We start from the raw sequence: 18,465 nt of genomic DNA on the forward strand, positions 1-18,465 counted from the left end.
ATGACTACCCCTGCCCAACGCCGCATCCACTCCGACACCCTCGCGGGCTACGTCACGTACTACAGCCCGACCGGCCGCCGCTTCGGCCTGCGCACCTCCGACGAACGGGAGTTCACCGTCCACCTGGCGTCCAACGCCGTCTCCCGCATCGTCCGCAACCTCGGTGACGACTACCGCGACACCACCGCCGAGACCGTCGACATGCTGGCCGAGGGCCGGTTCGTCTTCGCGTACGGCATCCTCTACGAGTGGGAGGGCGGCTCCCGGTTCGACGCGAAGGAGATCACCTTCCCGGAGGAGACCCGCGGCCAGTACGTCTTCGAGCACCCGAACTGGTGGGTCCAACAGGCCACCGCCATCGCCGACTTCTACCTGCGCGGCCAGTTCCCCGACGGGGTGTACGACTGGCGCAACTTCCGCACCCACATCACGCTCAGCGGCACCCATCTGCCGGACTTCGCCGGCGGGGACGTGCGCCAGGAGACGGACACCATCTCCCGGCTCGTCTACGGCCTGTCCACGGCGTACCTGCTGACCGGCGAGGACCGCTTCCTGCAGGCGGCCGAGGCCGGCACCCTGTACCTGCGCGAGCACATGCGGGTGGACGACGTCGCCGACGGCATCACCTACTGGTACCACGGCATCGACATCACCTCGTCCGGCCACCGCCCGGTCTTCGCCTCGGAGTTCGGCGACGACTTCGACGCGATCCCGATGTACGAGCAGATCTACGCGCTCGCCGGCCCCACCCAGACGTTCCGCATCACCGGCGACCCGCGGATCCTGGAGGACATCGACCGGACGTCCGCCCTGTTCCAGAAGTACTTCCGCGACCCCGTGCGCGGCGGGTTCTTCTCGCACATCGACCCGATCACCCTGGACCCGAACGCCGACTCGCTCGGCCGCAACCGGGCCCGCAAGAACTGGAACTCGGTGGGCGACCACGCCCCGGCGTACCTGATCAACGCCTTTCTGGCGACGGGCCGTTCGGACTTCGCGGCGCTCCTGGAGGAGACCGCGGACACCATCGTGGAGCGGTTCCCCGACGAGCCGAACAGCCCGTTCGTCCAGGAGCGGTTCCACGCGGACTGGAGTCCGGACCGGACCTGGGGCTGGCAGCAGGACCGGGCGGTCGTCGGCCACAACCTGAAGATCGCCTGGAACCTGACCCGCATAAAGTCCCTGTTCGACAAGACCGAGTACGCCACGACCGCCGAGCGCATCGCCGAGATCATGCCGGCGGTGGGCAGCGACGGGCTGCGCGGCGGCTGGCTGGACGTGGTCGAGCGGCAGCCCGACCCGGACAGCGGCATCCACCGCATGGTGTGGCACGACCGCAAGGCCTGGTGGCAGCAGGAGCAGGCGATCCTCGCCTATCTGATCCTGGCCGGCACCACCGGCGACCCGGAGCAACTGCGGCTGGGGCGCGAGGCGGCGGCGTTCTACAACGCCTTCTTCCTCGACTACCAGGACGGCGGCGTCTACTTCAACGTCCTCGCCAGCGGTATCCCGTACCTGCTGGGCACCGAGCGGCTCAAGGGCAGCCACGCCATGGCCGGCTACCACGCGCTGGAGCTGTGCTACCTCGCGGCCACCTACACCGGGCTGCTGCTCAGCAACGACCCGATCACCCTGCACTTCAAGCCCCGCCCGGAGGACCTCCCGGACCGGGTGCTGCGCGTCGCGCCCGATCTGCTGCCCGCGGGCACCGTGGAGCTGACCCGGGTGTGGATCGACGACCGGCCGCACCAGGACTTCGACGGCAAGGCCCTCACCGTCCGGCTGCCGCGCGGCGACGAACCCGTCCGGGTCCGCGTCGAGCTGGAGCCGGCCACGATGCGGCTGCGGATGCGCACCACGTTCGACGGCGGCACCGCGCACGTCGTCTGCCACGGGGTGATCGACGCGGCCGAACTGGGCAAGTTCCGCCGCATATTGGCCGAGGTCATGGCCGCGACCCCGCGCCGCGTGGAGTTCCACCTCTGCGAGGTCGGGGGCATGTGCCGGCCCGCCATCAACGAGCTGCTCTTCCAGCGCACCAAGGCGGGCCTGGACGTCGACTTCGTCATCGTGGGCTGCGCGCTGCCGGACGTGGCGGACGCGTTGCTCGCGACCGACGCCTTCCTGCTGGCTGGGGGTGACGAGTGCAACCATGACTGAACTCGCGACCTTCACCCTCCCATTACCCCCGATGCGCGCCCCGGGGGCACCGCCGGGCACCTCCGCCGGTCTCCCCGCCTACTGCCGTGATCTGTTCGGCGACTTCACCCGTGCCGACCAGCGGCGCTGGGGCGAGGTGTACGTGCGCGGGCTGCTGGACGTGCCCGGGCGCAAGACACCGGCCCGGATCTCCGAGCAGGTGCTCGGGAAGCGGGCCGTGCAGCAGATCCAGCAGTTCGTGAACCAGAGTCCGTGGGCGTCCGCTCCCGTACGGGGGCGGCTCGCCCGGCAGGTGGTACGGGCCTCGCGGGCCGAGGCCTGGTCCATCGACGAGGTCGTCTTCGCCAAGAACGGCGACCGGTCGGTGGGCGTGGCCCGGCAGTACGCGGCCTCGCAGGAGCGGACGGTGAACTGCCAACTGGCCCTCGCCGCCTCGCTGGTGGGGCAGGCCGGCGGGGTCCCGGTGAACTGGCGGCTGATGCTGCCGGCCCGCTGGGACCGCGACGAACGCCTGCGCGGCCAGGCCCATGTACCAGTCCAGGAACGCTGCCGGCCACGCTGGAGCTACGTCCTGGAGGCACTCGACGAGATGCTCGACGAGTGGTCCCTGGAACCGCTGCCGGTGCTGGCCGACTGGCGCTGCGAGAGCGACCCCGACCCGCTCCTGCGCGGCCTTGAGGCGCGCGGCCTGGGCTATCTCGTGCAGGCCGCGCCGCACACCCCGGTCCTGCTGCCCCGGCGGCAGGCCACCACCCCCGGGATGCGCGGCACGCTCGCCGAACTCGCCGGGCACGCGGCCCGGCACGGTGAGCGCACCTCGGTGACCTGGCACGACCCGGTGACCGAACGCATGCGGCACTCGGAGTTCGTGACGGGCCCGGTCCTGCTCCGCGCGGACCCGGCCTCCGGTGCGGTCCCCCGGCCGCGCCTGCTCCTCGCGGACTGGCCCTACGGCCGCCCCCGGCCGCGCGCCTACTGGCTGACGAACCTCCCGGCCCGCCGGCTCGCGGAGATCGTGCCGCTGGCGCAGCTGCGCAGGTTCGCGGAGGAGGCGCTGGGCCGGATGCACGAGGAGTTCGGGCTCGGCGACTTCGAGGGCCGGTCCTTCCGCGGCTGGCACCACCATGTGACGCTGGCCTCGGCCGCGTTCGGCTACGACATGGTGCGCCAGCAGGCCGACGAGAGAGCGCTGACCCGCGCACGTGCCTGAGTGCGCGCGCCGCGAGGGCCCCGTACGGATCCGTCCGTACGGGGCTTTCGCACGCTCACTTCTCCCAGCCGACCCGGCTGAAGTCGACGTCACCCAGGCCCGGCACCCCGTAGTTCGCCAACCCCTTGCGCACGGCGAGGATCTGGGGCCGCTGGTACAGCTCGATGTCGTGGCCGAGCTTCCAGATCGCGGCGTCCGCCCGGTCGTAGAGCTTCTCGGCGGCCCGTTCGTCGAGGGTGCCGACGGCCTGGGCGAGGAGCTCGTCCACCTCGGCCGAGCCGACCCCTCCGTAGTTCTGGAAGGCCTGTCCCTTCTCGGGGCGGCGGTAGATGGCGTAGGCGGAACTGGGGTACGTCAGGCCGGTGAAGCGGAAGATGGCGAGGTCGAAGTTGCCCTTCTCCAGGTACTGCGGCGCGTACGCGGAGGCCGGCACCTGCTGGATGACGACCTGGACGCCGACCTGGGCGAGCATGTGCTGGACGAGCTGGGCGAGATCCTCGCCGAGCCGGTTGGTGCCCTCGCTGAGCACGAAGCGGAGGGTGAGGCTACGGCCGTTCTTGACGCGGGTCCTGCCGCTCCCCGGGCTCTTCCAACCCGCCGCGTCCAGGGCGCGTTCGGCGGCGCCTGGGTCGTAACTCCCGTACGGGCGCGAGTTGTCGGTGTATCCGGGCTGGTTGGTCATGAAGAAGTGGTTGCCGAGCAGCGGCACCTTCACCGGGAGGCCCTCGGCGGCGACATCGGCCAACGCCGTGCGGTCGACGGCCTGTTGGACCGCGTTGCGGACGGCCCGGTCGGCGAGCGGGCCGCCCGCGCCGTCGAGGGTGATGTGCACCTCGTCCCACGCGGACCCGATGCGGATGTCACTGTCCTGCGCCTTCTTCAGCTGGGCATAGGCCTCGCTGGTGGCCGCGTTGACCGCGTCGACCTCACCGTTCAGGAAGGCCTGGAGGGCGGCGTCGGCGTCGAGGACGCGGAAGACGATCCGGTCGAGCCGGGGCCTGGTACCCCACCACCGGGGGTCGGGCACGAAGGTGAGCGTCTGCGCGGTCCTGTCGACCGAGCCGAGCTTGAACGGCCCGGCCGTGATGGGCAGTTGACCCTGCCAGCCGGAGTTGAAGCGCTGCGGGGTGTCATAGCCGGCGGCCGGGAAGAGCGGGGTGAACAGCCTGCGCCAGTCGGCGTACGGCTGCTTGAAGGTGACGCGCACCTCGTGCGGGCCGGCGCCCTGGCGGACGTCCGCGATGCGGTCGTAGCCGCTGGTGTCGGCGACCAGGTAGCGCTGGTCGGAGCCGGAGAGCGCGTGCCACTGGGCGGCGAAGTCCCGCCAGCCCAGGGCCGTTCCGTCGGACCAGCGGGCCTTCGGGTTGAGCCGGTAGGTGACGACCTGGGGCGAGGTGCCGGTGACGGACGCGGAGAGAAGGTACTCGGCGACCGCGTGCGGGACGCCCTTGACGTCACGGGCGAAGAGCCGGGGCTCGGTCATGCTGTCGACGGTCCACACGTCGTCCAACGCCCCGTCGACGTGGTCGAAGTTGAACTGCGTGATCATCTGCGCGATCGGCAGCGTCAGCGTCCCGCCCGAGCGAAGGGCGTCCGACGGCCGGGAGTTGATGTCGTACGTGCCGTACGTCGGCAGGGCCGGGTGCCGGTCGGGGTCCGGGGAGCCGGAACAGCCGGCCACGAGGAGGGTGAGTGCGCAGGCCACCGCCCACGCGGACCAGACCCGTAACCGCTGCACCTAACGGCCCTCCCAGTGCGGACGAACCGTCAACTGCCCGAACTGTCACGCGAATTGCGGAGCCGGAGCTTAACATCACGATGTGTCACCCACATGAAGCGGAACGAGTTCCATGCTCACCCTGATCCTCAGGCGCCTGGTCCACTGCACGATCCTCTTCCTCTCCTCCGTCGTCCTCACCTACGCCCTCGCCTCGACCGCGCTCGATCCGCGCGCCTACTTCGAGGGCCGGCAGCCGCCCCCGCCCAGCCGGGTCGTCGACGACGAGCTGACCCGGCTGGGCATGGACGACCGCGCCCCGCTGCCGGAACGCTTCGCGCACGGGGCGGACCGGGCCGCCCACGGCGACCTGGGCCGGACCATCGACGGCGAGTCCGTGGACGCCGAGTTCGGCCGCCGGGTCGGGGTGTCCGTGCGGCTGCTGCTGGTGGGGACCGTGGCCGGTACGGCCGTCGGGGTGCTGGCCGGGGTGTGGGCGGCGGTCCGGCGCGGCGGGCTGGGCGACCGGGCGCTGACGGTGTTCTCGTTCGCGGTGCTGTGCGTGCCGACGTTCGTGCTGGCGCTGCTGCTGAAGACCGGCGCCCTGGCGGTCAACCGGGCCGCGGGCAGCACGGTCATCCTCTACACGGGCGAGCACACCCCGGCGCTGCAGGGCGACTGGGTGGCCCAACTGCGCGACACGGCCGCCCACTTGCTCCTCCCGGCGATCTGCGTGGCCCTCCCCGCGATCGCCTCGTACAGCCGCTACCAGCGCGCCGCGACCCTCGACGTGCTCGGCGCCGACCATCTGCGCACCGCCCAGGCCAAGGGGCTCACCCCGGGGCGGGCGCTGCTGCGGCACGGGCTGCGGATCTCGCTCGTCCCGGTGTCGGTGTTCTTCTCCTTCGGCATGCTGACCCTGTTCACCGGGGCCGTGTTCACCGAGGAGATCTTCGGCTGGCCCGGCATGGGCAGTTGGCTCGTCGACTCGGTGCAGAAGGGCGACATCAACTCGGTGGTGGCGATCGACCTGTTCGCCGCGGCTGTCGTGCTGCTCGCCGGGCTGCTGGCCGACGTCGTGCACGCGCTCCTCGATCCCCGGGTACGGCAGCCGTGACGGGCGTCGGCGGTCGGGGAGGCCGGGGCCGGGCGGTACTGCGGCGGATGGTGCGGCGGCCCGGGGCGTTGTGCGGGCTGGCGGTCCTGCTGTTGCTGTTCGCGCTGGCTTTCGCGGGGCCGCTGGTGAGCCCCTGGACGCACACGGACGTCGACTACACGGCGCTACGGCAACCGCCGGACGCGCGGCACTGGATGGGCACGAACCGGATCGGGCAGGACGTGTTCGCCCAGGTGGTGCGGGGGCTGCAGAAGTCGCTGCTGATCGGGTTGCTGGTCGCGCTGTTCTCCACTGTTCTGGCGGCGGCGGTGGGTGCGTGTGCCGGCTACTTCGGCGGCTGGACGGACCGGGTGCTGATGTTCGTCGTGGACCTGATGCTCGTCCTCCCGGGGCTGCTCGTGCTGGTGGTGGTCGCCCCGAAGCTGCGGGACCGGGGCTGGATCGCGCTGGTCGGGCTGCTGGCGCTCCTGAGCTGGATGGTCACGGCGCGGGCGGTGCGCGGCATGACGCTGTCCCTGAAGGAGCGTCAGTTCGTGGTGGTGGCAAGGCTGATGGGCGTCTCGTCCGCGCGGATCATCTGGCGGCATGTGCTGCCGCACACGGCGTCGTTCCTGATCACGGACGCGACGATCGCCGTGGGCGGGGCGGTGATCAGCGAGACCGGGCTGTCGTACTTCGGTCTGGGCGTCCAGCCGCCCGACGTCTCCCTCGGCACGCTGATCGCGGACGCGACGGATGTGGCGCTGGTGTATCCCTGGATGTTCTTCTTCCCCACGGGCCTGTTGATCGCGTTCGTGCTGGCGGTCAACCTGGTCGGCGGCGCCCTGCGGGACGCGCTGGACCCGACGACGGTGGACTCCACGAGCCGCCCGTCCCGAACTCCCCTGTCAGGGATACCCGGTTGACCACCGTGCTGGAGGTCCGTGGCCTGACGGTCGCCGTCGGGGTCGAGCGGCGTCCCCCGCTGCCCGTGGTGCGCGGCGTCGACCTCACCCTCCGGCGCGGCGAAGTCCTGGGCCTGGTCGGCGAGTCGGGCACCGGCAAGACGCTCACGGCACTGGCCCTGATGGGTCTGGCACCGCCGGGTGCCCAGGTCGGCGGTTCGGTACGACTACTGGGCGAGGAGCTACTGGGGCTGCCGGTAAGGGAGTTGGCGCGTATCCGCGGCCGCCGCATCGCGATGGTCTTCCAGGACCCGCTGCACGCCTTCACCCCGGTACAGCGGGTCGGCGACCAGATCGCGGAGGCCCTGCGCATCCACCACCACCCGCGCCCACGCCGGGAGTCGGCGCAGCGCCGGGCGGTGGAACTGCTGGACTTCGTAGGGGTGCCGAGGCCCGGGTGGGCGGCACGCGCGTACCCCCACCAGCTCTCCGGCGGGATGCGCCAACGGGCGATGATCGCCATGGCGATGGCCAACAACCCCGACGTCCTGGTCGCGGACGAGCCCACCAGCGCGCTCGATGTCACCGTCCAGGCACAGGTGTTGGAGGCGCTGGCCGACGCCCGGCGCGAAACGGGCGCGGCGTTGCTCCTGGTCACTCACGACCTGGGGGTGGTCGCGGGCACAGCGGATCGGGTCGCGGTGCTCTACGCGGGCCGCATCGTGGAAACGGGCCCGGTAGAGGCAGTACTCACCCGCCCCCGGATGCCGTACACCCTCGGCCTGGTCGGCTCGGTACCCCGCCCCGACGCCCGCTCCCCTCTCACTCCGATCCCGGGCACGGCCCCCGCTCCGGGCACCGCGGACCCCGGCTGCGCTTTCGCCCCACGGTGCCCCCTCGCGGAACCGGACTGCGTCACCTCGGACATCCAACTCCTGGGCGTGGACAGCCCGTCCAGGGCAGGCCTCGCGGGCATCGACGCCCACGAGTCGGCTTGCCGCCGGATCCGGCTCGTGTCGCAACGAACGGCGGTGGAACTGTTCCCGCCGAGCGGGGAGGTGGGAGGGGGTGCGCGGGGTGAGGGAGGGTTGGAGGGCCCGGCGTTGCTCAGCCCCGGCGACGGGGACCCTGAATCGCGGAGCCGGGCCTTGCCGTCAGCACCGGGCGGCCGGGCCCCGAAGACGCAGGGACGCACCACGCCGCCGGTGGCGGGCGGCGGATACCCAGGGACAGTGGGACTCCCCGCCCCACCCACACCCGAACTCGTCCTCCGCGTCACCGGCCTGGCCAAGTCCTACACCCCGCCCAGCGGCCGGCGTCGGCGCGAGCGCGCGGTCGTCGCCGTAGAAGAGATCGACCTGGAGGTCCGCCGCGGTGAGACTCTCGCGCTCGTCGGTGAGTCCGGGGCCGGGAAGTCCACGGCGCTCATGGAGATCGTGTCGCTGGTCGCGCCCGAGGCGGGTGTCGTGGAGATCCTCGGGCAGGACGTCGCGCGGCTGACCCGGCGGACGGCACGGCTGCTGCGCGGGGCCGTGCAGATCGTGCCGCAGGATCCCATGTCGAGCCTGGATCCGCGGATGCCGGTGGGGGACATCGTCGCCGAGCCGTTGTACGCACGGCGGGTGCCTCGGGACGTCGTAGCGTCACGGGTTCCTCGGTTGCTGAGCCAGGTGGGCCTGGATCCGACAGACGCGGAGCGCTATCCGCATCAGTTCTCCGGAGGCCAGCGCCAGCGGGTCGCCATCGCGCGGGCGCTGGCCGTCGAACCCGCGTTGCTGCTGCTCGACGAACCCGTGTCCGCGTTGGACGTGTCCGTGCAGGCGCAGATCCTGGATCTGCTGCTGCGGCTCAAGCGGGAGTTGGGGCCCGCCTATCTGGTCGTGTCGCACGACCTCGCGGTGGTCCGGCAGATCGCCGACCGGGTGTCGGTGATGTACGCCGGGCGGACGGTGGAGACCGGGCCGGTGGACGAGATCTTCGACGCGCCCCGGCACCCCTACGCGCGGGCCCTCCTGTCGGCCGTCCCGCTGCCGGACCCGGTCGCCGAGCGCGCCCGGCGGCGGATCGTGCTGCCCGGCGACCCTCCGTCAGGGGTGCCGGTCACGGCGGGGTGCCGGTTCCTGGCCCGCTGTCCGGTCGCCGCGCTGCTCGCGCCGGGGCGGCGTACGCGCTGCGAGAACGAGATTCCGCGGGCCGCTCAGGTCACCGTCGCCGGCACGCACACCGTGGCCTGTCATTTCCCGCACGGTGGAATGCCCTGGCAGCACATACGGACAGACCGGGGGACGTCCGGCCGGCCGTCGTACTGACCGCCGGACCGTCCACCGGTCCACTGAGCCTGAAGTGCGTTGTCCGTACGGGCCTCGTCTCAGCAGCAGGCACCGCTCGCACCGCTGGACTGTGCGATGCCTTCGCGCAGGGGATGGGTGGTGGCACCCGATCCGCTCAACCAGAGTCCGCTCGTCACAAGTCCACCGACGAAGACGACGATTGCTATGAGCGTGAATACTTTGATGCTCATGAAAATCTCCTCTCCGAGCATTTACGGATGACGCGTTGACAAGAAGAGTCAACAAGAACTTACTCAATCAGTCAAGTATTAATCTAGCAAAAGACGATCTCGAAAAGCGGAATGCCCTTACCCATATTAAATCTGAATTGGCGTCAATTCAAAAAATGCCTGCCCAGACCACTTCGCGCCAGCGAATCGATCATGTCGACTCCATTGGATCGTCGGCGACTTACTGGTAACGTTGATCTGTCATCCCGGTGGTCATAGCCACCTCCAAGGAGCCCACATGGACCCCCTCGAAAACACGACGACGACAGGGCTGGGCGAGCGCATCCGGCTGCTGCGCGGCAAACGCGGCCTCAAGCAGCAGGATCTGGCGTCCAGCGAGATATCGGCGAGCTACATCTCCTTGATCGAATCCGGCAAGCGCGCCCCCTCGGAGTCCGTGCTCGCCGCGCTCGCGGAGCGCCTCGGCTGCTCCGCGGAGTACCTGCGCAGCGGCCGGGACGACCACGAGCTGGAAGAAGCGCGTCTGCGGCTGGCCTTCGGCGAGATGGCTTTGCGCAACGGCAGCAACGGCGAGGCGCTGCAAACCCTCAGCGAACTGCTGACCAGGCCCAGCCTCCTGGACGTCTCCATGACCCGGCGCGCCCGCATGGGCCAGGCCTCCGCGCTGGAGAAGCTCGACCGCACCGAGGCCGCCATCGCGGTCCTGGAAGAGCTCTACCGCGACCCCGACCTGGCCCCGGGTTCCACCGAGTGGTGCCAGACGGCGGTCGCCCTGTGCCGCTGCTACCGCGACGCCGGCGACATCACGCTCAGCATCGAGATCGGCGAGCGGGCCATGTCCCGGCTGGACGCCCTCGGCCTGGACGTGACGGTCGACCACGTCCAGCTCGGCGCCACGCTCATGGCGTCGTACCACATGCGCGGTGACCTGACCCGGGCCCAGCTCATGGGCGGCAAGCTCCTCGACGCCGCCGAGAAGCAGGGCGCGCGGGCCGCGCGGGGCGCCGTGTACTGGAACGCGGGTCTGGTGGCCCGCTCCCGCGGCCAGCTCAACGAGGCCATGGCCCTGGTGGAGCGGGCGCTCGCGCTGATGTCCGAGGACGACAACCTGCGCCATCTCGCCATGCTCAAGATGAACTACGGCTCGCTCCTGCTCCAGGTTGACGAGCCCGAACCGGCGCGCGGCAAGCAGCTGTTGGAGGAGGCGCAGCAACTGCTGGCCGAGGTGGGCAACGCGCCGGAGCTGGCCCAGTGCGAGATCGGCCTCGCCGACGCGGACGCGATGCTCGGGCAGTGGGACGAGGCCGCGGCGCACGCCGAGCGCGCGCTCGGGCTGACCGGCACCGAGTCCCGCATCCAGGCCGTCGGCGCCCGGGGCACGCTCGCCGAGATCCAGTTGATGCGCGGCAACTTCGACCAGGCCGCGCAGTATCTCCAGGCCGCCACCCGGCAGTTGCGCCAGTTCCGGCCGTCCCACCAGGTGGCTCTCAACTGGCGTTACCTGGGCGACCTGTGGAAGCGGCAGGGCAACACCGCCGAGGCCCTCAAGGCGTACGACCGGGCCCTGTCGGCGGCCGGCATGGCACCGCACCGCGACCCCAGCCAGATCTTCACCGAGCACCACCGTTCCTGAGCTCCCGGCCGTATTCCCGAATCCGGCCGAGTTCCCTACCGTCCAGGTGGAGTTCAGCCCGTGGGCGGCGCCACGCAAAGGCATGGACCATTGGCCGTTGTGCCTGGTAAAGGCATGGACCATTCGACGTCGAACAGTCCGGTGAAGCAGGCCGCCCGGTTCCGTTTCCCGCCGGACCGGAGCCCTCCGAACCCCCCGCCTGGAAGAGTGTCCGGGCCGGGGGGTTCGTCGTGTCTCCGGTCGGGGCGCCGGCGGCGGGCCGACGAACTCCCCCGAATTACCGCGCCGTTCGCCGGTACAAGGCCGCCGGGCGGCGCTCCTTTTCTGTCACGGGAATTCCTGCCGCACGCCGCCGACGGGAATTCCGTAATGCGGCCCGGTTCTCAATTCCCGGTCGGTGCAAGGGAATTCCCGGCGGCGGGGGCCGTCAGCGGGAGGTGTTCGCCAAGCGGTGCACGGCGGCGAGCGGGATCGGCAGCCGCTCGGGACGGAGCCGGGACTCGTACACGGCCTCGTATACGGCCTTGTCCGCCTCGAAGGCGCGCAGCACCACGGGTTGGCAGTGCGGGTCCTCCCGGCCGGCCGCCGCGTAGCCCTCGACGAACGCGCGCCGGTTGCGCACCGCCCACGCGGACGCCCGTCGTCGCCGGCGCAGCCGCCGCGCGGGCGAGCCGTCCTCGGGGTCGGCGGACTCCAGGCCGGCGAGGCCGGTGCGGGCCGCGTAGTCGAAGGAGCGCAGCATGCCGGCCACGTCCCTCAACACCGGTTGCGGGAGGGCGCGTTCGGCGGCGGTGCGGGCCGGTTCGCCCTCGAAGTCGACGATGCGCCAGCCGTCGACGGTGCGCAGCGCCTGGCCCAGGTGCAGATCGCCGTGGGTGCGCTGGGCGAAGACGGGGTTGCCGCGCCCGGCGATCCGGGCATAGTCGTCGAAGAGGGCGCCGATCCGGGTGGCGTAGCGGGCCAGCGCCGGGACCTCCTCGGCGGCCTCCTTGAGCCGCATGTTCATCCCCGCCGCCTCCTCGGCCACGTCCTGCGCGGTGAGCCGGCTGCGGCCGAACGCCTTGTCCAGCGCGCCGTGCACCTCGGCGACGGCCCGGCCCAGGCTGTGCGCGTGCGGGGTGAATCCGCCGCCGGTCGGTACGCCCCGGCACGCGTCGTCCATGCAGTCGCTCGCGTGCCGTACCGCCTCCTCCCAGCCGTCCCGTGCGTCGGGCAGGAACTCCTCGACGAGGCCGAGCACCAGGCCCTCCGCGCCGGGCGCGTCGCTGTGCAGGGCGCCGTAGAGGCGGGGTGTGCGGGCGCAGTGCTCCCGGGTGAGGGCGTGCAGGGCCTCGACCTCGGTGTGCGGGCCCGGCTCGGGGCGGCGGAAGATCTTGAGGAGGATCCGGCCGCCGTACGCCACGGCCGTGTTGCTCATCTCGCCGTCGAGCGGGTGGGGCACGAGGCCTACGGGGAGCGGGTAGCGACCGGTGCGTTCCAGGCGGGGGCCCGGGGCCGTGCCGCCGCCCGCCAGTTTGCGCAGCAGCAGTCCGAGGAGGGCGCCGTCGGCGAGCGCGTCGTAGACCCGCCAGCCCTGCCAGGGGCCGGCCGGGACGGTGGTGATCGCGGCGGGTTCGAGGCGGGCGGGGAGCTCGGGCCGCAGGCCGAGCAGGAGTTGGTAGTGCAGGGTCTGTCCGTCGGGGCGGCGGGCCGCGACCACGGCGTGCAGCAGCAGGGGTGGTTCGTCGCCGAGCGCGGAGGCCGCGCGGGTTTCGAGGCGGGCCCCGGTGAAGCGGGAGTCGAACCAGCGGCGGCCTTCCAGCCAGGGTCCGAGGGCCGGGAGCAGGGGTTCGAGGATGCCATCGCTCATGATCCCTCCGCGGGTGTGAGCACGTGCGCGACCTGGTGGGCCGGATCGAGGCGTACATAGGTGGACTCGCCCCAGGCGTAGGTCGCCCCGGTGAGTTCGTCGCGCAGCTTGAGCGTGCCGTCGGCGGACAGGCCGAGGGCGGCCGGGTCGCAGGTGACCGTGGCCTCGTGGGCGTGGTGCGGGTCGAGGTTGACGATCACGAGCACCAAGTCGGTGCCGCCGTCCGGGAGTTCGACGCTCTTGGTGTAGGCGAGGATCTGGTCGGAGTCGGTGCTCTGGAGGCGCAGGTTGCGCAACTCCTGGAGGGCCGGATGCAGTCGGCGGAGCCGGTTGAGCAGGGTGATCAGGGGTGTGATGGTGCGGCCCTCGGCCTCCGCGAGTGCCCAGTCCCGGGGCCTGAGTTGGTACTTCTCCGAGGCGAGGTAGTCCTCGGTGCCCTCCGCCAGCGGGGTGTTCTCGCACAGCTCGTAGCCGGCGTAGACACCCCAGCTCGGTGCGGCCGTCGCGGCGAGCACAGCCCGTACCTCGAAGGCGGGTCTGCCGCCGTGCTGGAGGTAGGCGTGCAGGATGTCGGGGGTGTTCACGAACAGGTTGGGCCGCATGAAGTCCGCGCTGTCCTGGGCGAGTTCGGGCAGGTACTCGGTCAGCTCCTCCTTGGTGTTCTTCCAGGTGAAGTAGGTGTACGACTGCTGGAACCCGGCCTGCGCCAGCGCGTGCACCATCGCCCGCCGGGTGAACGCCTCGGCCAGGAACAGCACATCGGGGTCGGTGGCGTTGACCTCGGCGATCAGCCACTCCCAGAACTGCACGGGTTTGGTGTGCGGGTTGTCCACGCGGAAGATCCGCACGCCCAGGTCCATCCAGTGCCGCACGATCCGCAGCGCCTCCGCGTACAGGCCCTCGGGGTCGCCGTCGAAGTCGAGTTGGTGGATGTCCTCGTACGTCTTGGGCGGGTTCTCGGCGTAGGCGATGGAGCCGTCGGCGCGGTGGTGGAACCACTCGGGGTGCTCGGTGAGCCAGGGGTGGTCCGGTGAGCACTGGAGGGCGAGGTCCAGGGCGACTTCGAGGCCCAACTCCCTTGCGGTGGCCACGAAGTGGCGGAAGTCGTCCTCGGTGCCGAGGTCGGGGTGGATCGCGTCGTGGCCGCCGTGCCGGGAGCCGATGGCCCAGGGCGAGCCGACGTCGTCGGGGTCGGCGTGGAGCGTGTTGTTCGCGCCCTTGCGATGGGTGGTGCCGATCGGGTGGACGGGCGGGAGGTAGACGACGTCGAAGCCCATCGCGGCGACGGCGGGCAGCCGCTCGGCGGCACTCCGCAGTGTGCCGCCGACCGGGCGGCTGCCCGCCTGGACCACCGCTCCCTCCGAGCGCGGGAACAGCTCGTACCAGGAGCCGACGAGGGCGCGCCGGCGTTCGACGCGCAGGGGCAGGGGCCGGGAGGCGGTGACGAGGTCACGCAGCGCGTAGCGCCCCAGGGCGGCCGTCACCCGGGGGGTGGTGACGGCGGACAGCCGGGCCGGAGGGGGGCCCAGGGTGTCGCGGAGCATGGCCACGGCCGCGGAGACCGCCTCCCGGCGGTCCGATGCGGTGATGCCGAGTGCCGCCCGTTCGTGCAGCAACGCGCCCTCGGCCAGGGTGAGTTCGGTGTCGACGTCCGCCTCTGTCTTCAGTGTGGCGTCGTGCCGCCAGCTCTCCAGCGGGTCGGCCCAGGCCTCGACACGGAAGGTCCACAGGCCCTCCGTGTCGGGCACCACGGTGGCCTGCCAGCGGTCGGCGTCCTCGTCGACGAGGGTCATCGGGACCCGGTGGGCGGGGCGCCCCGCGGGGTCGTGCAGGACGACGTCCGCGGCGACGGCGCCGTGGCCCTCGCGGAAGACGACGGCCGTGATGTCGAGGTGTTCTCCCGTCACGGCCTTGGCGGGCAACTCTCCGTCCCGCACGCGTGGTTGGACGTCGAGGACGGGGATGCGCCCGGTCACCGGTGTCATGGTCGACTCCTCCCCGCTCGGATCCCGTCAGCGCAGCCCGGTCGGGGCCGGCGTCCGGGCTGCGAGCAGGTCGATGATGGTCCGTGCGAAGAGGTGGCAGTGGTTGCCGGTGCGGCCGGTGACCAGGTCGTCGTGGATGACGACGTCCTGGTCGACGTACTCGCCGCCCATGTTCCGCAGATCGCCCAGCAGGTTGTTGTGCACCACCGCGCGCCTGCCCCGCATCAGGCCCTGCACGGGCGCGGCGAGCCACATGCCGTGGCAGATGATGCCCTTGAGGATCGCCGGGTCGGCGAACGCGCGGCGCAGGAACTGCGAGGCGGGCGGCAGCAGTTGGGTGTCCTCGGTGAAGCGCAGCCGGTCGGCGACCATCCCGGAGGGGACGATGACCGCGGAGTACTCCTTCAGCGCGAACTCGTCGAGGTCCTCGAAGGACTCGGTGACCTCGAAGGGCATGCGGTGCTCATGGCCCTGGAAGGTCATCTGCTCGTTGCCCCACAGCCGGGACAGGAAGTGGACCTCGGCTCCCTCCTCGGGGAAGCGGTAGCGGTAGTAGAGGATCTCGGGCTCGTAGAAGTCGCTCTCCATCAGGACAGCGATCTTGTGACCGGAGAGTCGCACGGCGGCTACCCCTTCCCCTTCGCGGTGACCAGGTCGATGAGGAACGGCCCGCGGTGCGCGAGCGCCTGCGCGACCGCCTCCTCCGCCTGCCCGGGCTTCTCGACCCGTACGGCGGCCACGCCGAGCGAGCCGGCGAGGGAGACGAAGTCGACGGCCGGGCTGCTCAGGTCGAAGATCTCGGGCTGTTCGTGGGCGGGGATGCGCTGGTCCCGCCAGTACTCCTCGATGTTGTCCTCGAGAAGCTTGTAGCTGCCGTTGTTGCAGATGACGAACTTGGTGGGGAGCCCGTAGCGGGCTGCCGTCCACAGTGCCTGGAAGGTGTACATGCTGCCGCCGTCGCCGGTGAAGCCGACCACCGTACGGTCGGGGTGGGCGAGTTGGGCGCCCAGCGCGCCGGGGATGCCGACGCCGAGGGAGCCGCCGCGGGTCTGCATCCACTGGCCGGGCACGGTCGGCGGGAGCCGGCGGAAGAGCGCCGGGGACGCCGTCAGTGCCTCGTCGAAGAGGATCGCGTCCGCCGGCAGCCGCCGGGCGAACTCCTTGGCGAGGGCGATGGTGGGCAGTTCCGCGGCCTCGGCGGCGGCCTCGGCCCGCTCGTCGGCCTTGGCGAGGGCGGCCGCGCGCTGCGCGGCATGCCGGCGCAGCCGCTCGGCCGCCGCCGTGCGCCGGCCCAGGCCCATCTCCCGGCCCAGCGCGTCCGCGAGGAGACGCAGGGTGGCCTTCGGGTCGGCGACGATGCCGAGGTCGACGGGGTGGTTCTTGGCGATCGCGCCGGAGTCCAGGTCGATGTGCACGACCGGGACGCCCGCCCCGAAGACGCCGTCGAGCGCCGGGTACACCTCGGGCAGCGCGTAGGTGCCCACGATGAGCACACCGTCGGCGGCACCGGTGATCTTCCGGCTCTGCTCGCCGAACATGTGGCCCAACTGGCCCGCGTAGGCGGGGTGTTCGACGGAGAGGTTGACCTCGGCCCAGTCCGCGCCGTACACGTCGGCGCCCCACACCTCGGCCAGCTTCCCCAACTCGGCCTGGGCGCCCGCGAAGTGGACCCCGTCACCGGCGATGACGATCGGCTTGCGGGCGTCGGCGAGCAGGGCCGCGGCCTTCGCCACGGTGTCCGGGGTCGGCAGGCTGCGGGTCTCCGGGTAGGACACGGGCACCACCGGTTCGGCGGTCTCGTGGTCCATGACGTCGGCGGGCAGCACGACCAGCACCGGACCGTACGGCGGGGTCGCGGCGACCTTGAAGGCGCGGCGCAGGACGCGCAGCGTGGAGTCGGGATCGACCACGCGGGTCGCCCACTTGGTCACCGGCTTCGCCATGCCGACCAGGTCGGCGGCCATCTGCGCGTCCATGCTGTCGTAGCGCAGTCCGGACTCGCCGACCAGGGTGACGATCGGGGCGTGGCCGCGCATCGCCTGGTAGAGCATGCCGATGCCGTTGCCGAGCCCGACTCCGGAGTGGAGTTGGAGGACCGCCGGGGTGCGGGTGGCGCGTGCGTGGCCGTCCGCCATGCCGACGGCCGTGCACTCCTGCAGGGCCAGGATGTACTGGATCGAGGGGAAGGAGCGCAGTTCGTCGAGGAACCCCTGCTCGACCGTGCCGGGGTTGCCGAACATGAACCGGACCCCTTCGGCCTGCAGTTGTTCGAGCAGCGCGATCCGCGCGGGCCTGCTGTCCATCGTGTGCTCACCTCTCGTCGGAGCAAAGGGCGTCGGGCGGCCTCAGTCGGTCGCCGTGAACCCCCACTGCCGCAGGCCCTCTTCGAGGACCTCGACGGTCTTCTGACCGGTCAGATAGGAGTCGGGCGTCGAACGGCCCGTGATGAACGGGTAGTCGACGATGACGGAGGTCGTCTTGCCGAAGTTGCCGTGGTAGGCGCCGCCGGGTGCGGTGGCGTCGCGCAGGATGTACTCCAGCGGGTACGGGGGCGGCCCCATCACGAAGTCGGTGCCGAGGAAGCCGGTGCCGTCCTTGTAGTCGTACTCGATGCAGTGGCCGGTGACGTGCTTGCCGCGGATGAGGGAGACGCGGGTCTCCTGGTCGCGGGCGAAGGCGAGGCAGGCGACGCCGTAGCACTCGGCGGCGATCGGCCGGTCCAGCGCGTGGAAGGCGAGGATCAGGTCGTGGACCCGCCAGTTGTTGGCGAGGTCGACGATCGGTCCGCTGCCGCCGACGATCAGCAGCGCGTCGTAGCGGTCGGCGATCTGTGAACGCACCTGCTCCAGGCGGGTGTTGTAGGCCTCCCAGTCGCGCAGGAAGTACGGCTTGGACCGGTAGGGCCGGTCGGGCAGCCAGGACGACAGGTCGAGGGGGTTGTCGAGCCGGTCCGAGGTCTCGACCTTGCGTACCTTGTCCGCCGTCTCCGGCGTGGTGACGGACCGGCCGAGCGGCGGGTCGACGTACTCGGGATCCATGCTCGGCGGCAGCGCGTGCGGGCGCTTGCCGGTCGCGGTGGCGAAGGTGAGGTGATAGCCGGCCTGGTCGAAGGTCTCCAGGGGGCCGATCAACTCCTCACCCCAGTAACCGTATTCGGACAGGACGACCAGAATGCGCTTGCTCATGGGGTTCCTCCCGTTCGGCGGGACGGTGCCGACTGGCGAATTCCTGTGTACGTCGGCGGAGTTCGCGCCGGTCGTCGGCGGGGCCCGGGTCGCGGCACATCCTCAAGTGGCCGAACGCACTACGGCATGTCCTGGCCATCGATCTTCGACCTGTGAACCCGGGGGCGTCCGGCGGGAGTTGCCGCAGCTCTCGCGGCGACTTCG

General features: G+C 71.3%; 13 protein-coding genes. 6 read left to right on the forward strand and 7 right to left on the reverse strand.

Annotated elements, in window-relative coordinates:
• Both OG504_RS08575 and OG504_RS08580 read left to right on the forward strand, forming a co-directional pair.
• Window positions 1-2,160: an AGE family epimerase/isomerase gene (locus OG504_RS08575; protein ID WP_405989208.1), complete on the forward strand. Its 2,160-nt coding sequence runs from the start codon at window positions 1-3 to the stop codon at window positions 2,158-2,160.
• A complete protein-coding gene (locus OG504_RS08580; protein ID WP_405989209.1) occupies window positions 2,153-3,370 on the forward strand; it encodes an IS701 family transposase in 1,218 nt (405 codons plus the stop codon). Before OG504_RS08575 ends, OG504_RS08580 begins: the two co-directional genes overlap by 8 nt.
• A 55-nt stretch (window positions 3,371-3,425) precedes the next feature.
• Here the strand turns inward: OG504_RS08580 and OG504_RS08585 are convergent, their stop codons facing one another.
• Window positions 3,426-5,108: an ABC transporter family substrate-binding protein gene (locus OG504_RS08585; protein ID WP_405989210.1), complete on the reverse strand. Its 1,683-nt coding sequence runs from the start codon at window positions 5,106-5,108 to the stop codon at window positions 3,426-3,428.
• 112 nt (window positions 5,109-5,220) lie between these two features.
• Here OG504_RS08585 and OG504_RS08590 point away from each other — a divergent pair, with 112 nt between their 5' ends.
• The 3 genes from OG504_RS08590 to OG504_RS08600 are packed head-to-tail and all read left to right on the forward strand — an operon-like array spanning window position 5,221 to window position 9,397.
• Window positions 5,221-6,204, forward strand: coding sequence for an ABC transporter permease (locus tag OG504_RS08590; RefSeq protein WP_405989211.1), 984 nt, complete (start codon window positions 5,221-5,223; stop codon window positions 6,202-6,204).
• A complete protein-coding gene (locus OG504_RS08595) occupies window positions 6,201-7,109 on the forward strand; it encodes an ABC transporter permease (RefSeq protein WP_405989212.1) in 909 nt (302 codons plus the stop codon). Before OG504_RS08590 ends, OG504_RS08595 begins: the two co-directional genes overlap by 4 nt.
• The gene (locus tag OG504_RS08600; protein ID WP_405989213.1) at window positions 7,106-9,397 is read left to right on the forward strand and encodes a dipeptide ABC transporter ATP-binding protein; all 2,292 of its coding nucleotides are present in this window, start codon (window positions 7,106-7,108) and stop codon (window positions 9,395-9,397) included. The genes OG504_RS08595 and OG504_RS08600 overlap by 4 nt, the downstream gene beginning before the upstream one ends.
• 59 nt (window positions 9,398-9,456) lie before the next feature.
• Here the strand turns inward: OG504_RS08600 and OG504_RS08605 are convergent, their stop codons facing one another.
• A complete protein-coding gene (locus OG504_RS08605; RefSeq protein WP_405989214.1) occupies window positions 9,457-9,609 on the reverse strand; it encodes a hypothetical protein in 153 nt (50 codons plus the stop codon).
• 277 nt (window positions 9,610-9,886) lie between these two features.
• Between OG504_RS08605 and OG504_RS08610 the strand changes: the two genes are divergently transcribed.
• Window positions 9,887-11,242: a helix-turn-helix domain-containing protein gene (locus OG504_RS08610; RefSeq protein WP_019060071.1), complete on the forward strand. Its 1,356-nt coding sequence runs from the start codon at window positions 9,887-9,889 to the stop codon at window positions 11,240-11,242.
• 427 nt (window positions 11,243-11,669) lie between these two features.
• Here the strand turns inward: OG504_RS08610 and OG504_RS08615 are convergent, their stop codons facing one another.
• From OG504_RS08615 to OG504_RS08635, 5 genes are read right to left on the reverse strand one after another with little or no spacing between them, the layout of a single operon-like run.
• Window positions 11,670-13,091: a maltokinase N-terminal cap-like domain-containing protein gene (locus tag OG504_RS08615; RefSeq protein WP_405989215.1), complete on the reverse strand. Its 1,422-nt coding sequence runs from the start codon at window positions 13,089-13,091 to the stop codon at window positions 11,670-11,672.
• Complete coding sequence (locus OG504_RS08620; protein ID WP_405989216.1) at window positions 13,088-15,076, reverse strand: alpha-1,4-glucan--maltose-1-phosphate maltosyltransferase; 1,989 nt, start codon at window positions 15,074-15,076, stop codon at window positions 13,088-13,090. Before OG504_RS08620 ends, OG504_RS08615 begins: the two co-directional genes overlap by 4 nt.
• A 27-nt stretch (window positions 15,077-15,103) precedes the next feature.
• Entirely contained in the window at window positions 15,104-15,697 is a 594-nt protein-coding gene (locus OG504_RS08625; RefSeq protein WP_405989217.1) for a DJ-1/PfpI family protein, read from the reverse strand.
• A 5-nt stretch (window positions 15,698-15,702) separates the two neighbouring features.
• Window positions 15,703-17,379, reverse strand: a complete 1,677-nt coding sequence (locus tag OG504_RS08630; RefSeq protein ID WP_405989218.1) for a thiamine pyrophosphate-binding protein — start codon at window positions 17,377-17,379, stop codon at window positions 15,703-15,705.
• A 42-nt stretch (window positions 17,380-17,421) separates the two neighbouring features.
• Window positions 17,422-18,261, reverse strand: a complete 840-nt coding sequence (locus OG504_RS08635; RefSeq protein WP_405989219.1) for a type 1 glutamine amidotransferase domain-containing protein — start codon at window positions 18,259-18,261, stop codon at window positions 17,422-17,424.
• Window positions 18,262-18,465 lie beyond the last annotated feature (204 nt).

The sequence above is a fragment of the Streptomyces sp. NBC_00986 genome (assembly GCF_045162565.1).
Lineage (GTDB): Bacteria > Actinomycetota > Actinomycetes > Streptomycetales > Streptomycetaceae > Streptomyces.

Coding starts and splice junctions, on each gene's coding strand:
- OG504_RS08575 (WP_405989208.1), top strand. CDS start 1: ATGACTACCCCTGCCCAACGCCGCATCCACTCCGACACCCTCGCGGGC.
- OG504_RS08580 (WP_405989209.1), top strand. CDS start 2,153: ATGACTGAACTCGCGACCTTCACCCTCCCATTACCCCCGATGCGCGCC.
- OG504_RS08590 (WP_405989211.1), top strand. CDS start 5,221: ATGCTCACCCTGATCCTCAGGCGCCTGGTCCACTGCACGATCCTCTTC.
- OG504_RS08605 (WP_405989214.1), bottom strand. CDS start 9,609: ATGAGCATCAAAGTATTCACGCTCATAGCAATCGTCGTCTTCGTCGGT.
- OG504_RS08610 (WP_019060071.1), top strand. CDS start 9,887: ATGGACCCCCTCGAAAACACGACGACGACAGGGCTGGGCGAGCGCATC.
- OG504_RS08615 (WP_405989215.1), bottom strand. CDS start 13,091: ATGAGCGATGGCATCCTCGAACCCCTGCTCCCGGCCCTCGGACCCTGG.
- OG504_RS08620 (WP_405989216.1), bottom strand. CDS start 15,076: ATGACACCGGTGACCGGGCGCATCCCCGTCCTCGACGTCCAACCACGC.
- OG504_RS08630 (WP_405989218.1), bottom strand. CDS start 17,379: ATGGACAGCAGGCCCGCGCGGATCGCGCTGCTCGAACAACTGCAGGCC.
- OG504_RS08635 (WP_405989219.1), bottom strand. CDS start 18,261: ATGAGCAAGCGCATTCTGGTCGTCCTGTCCGAATACGGTTACTGGGGT.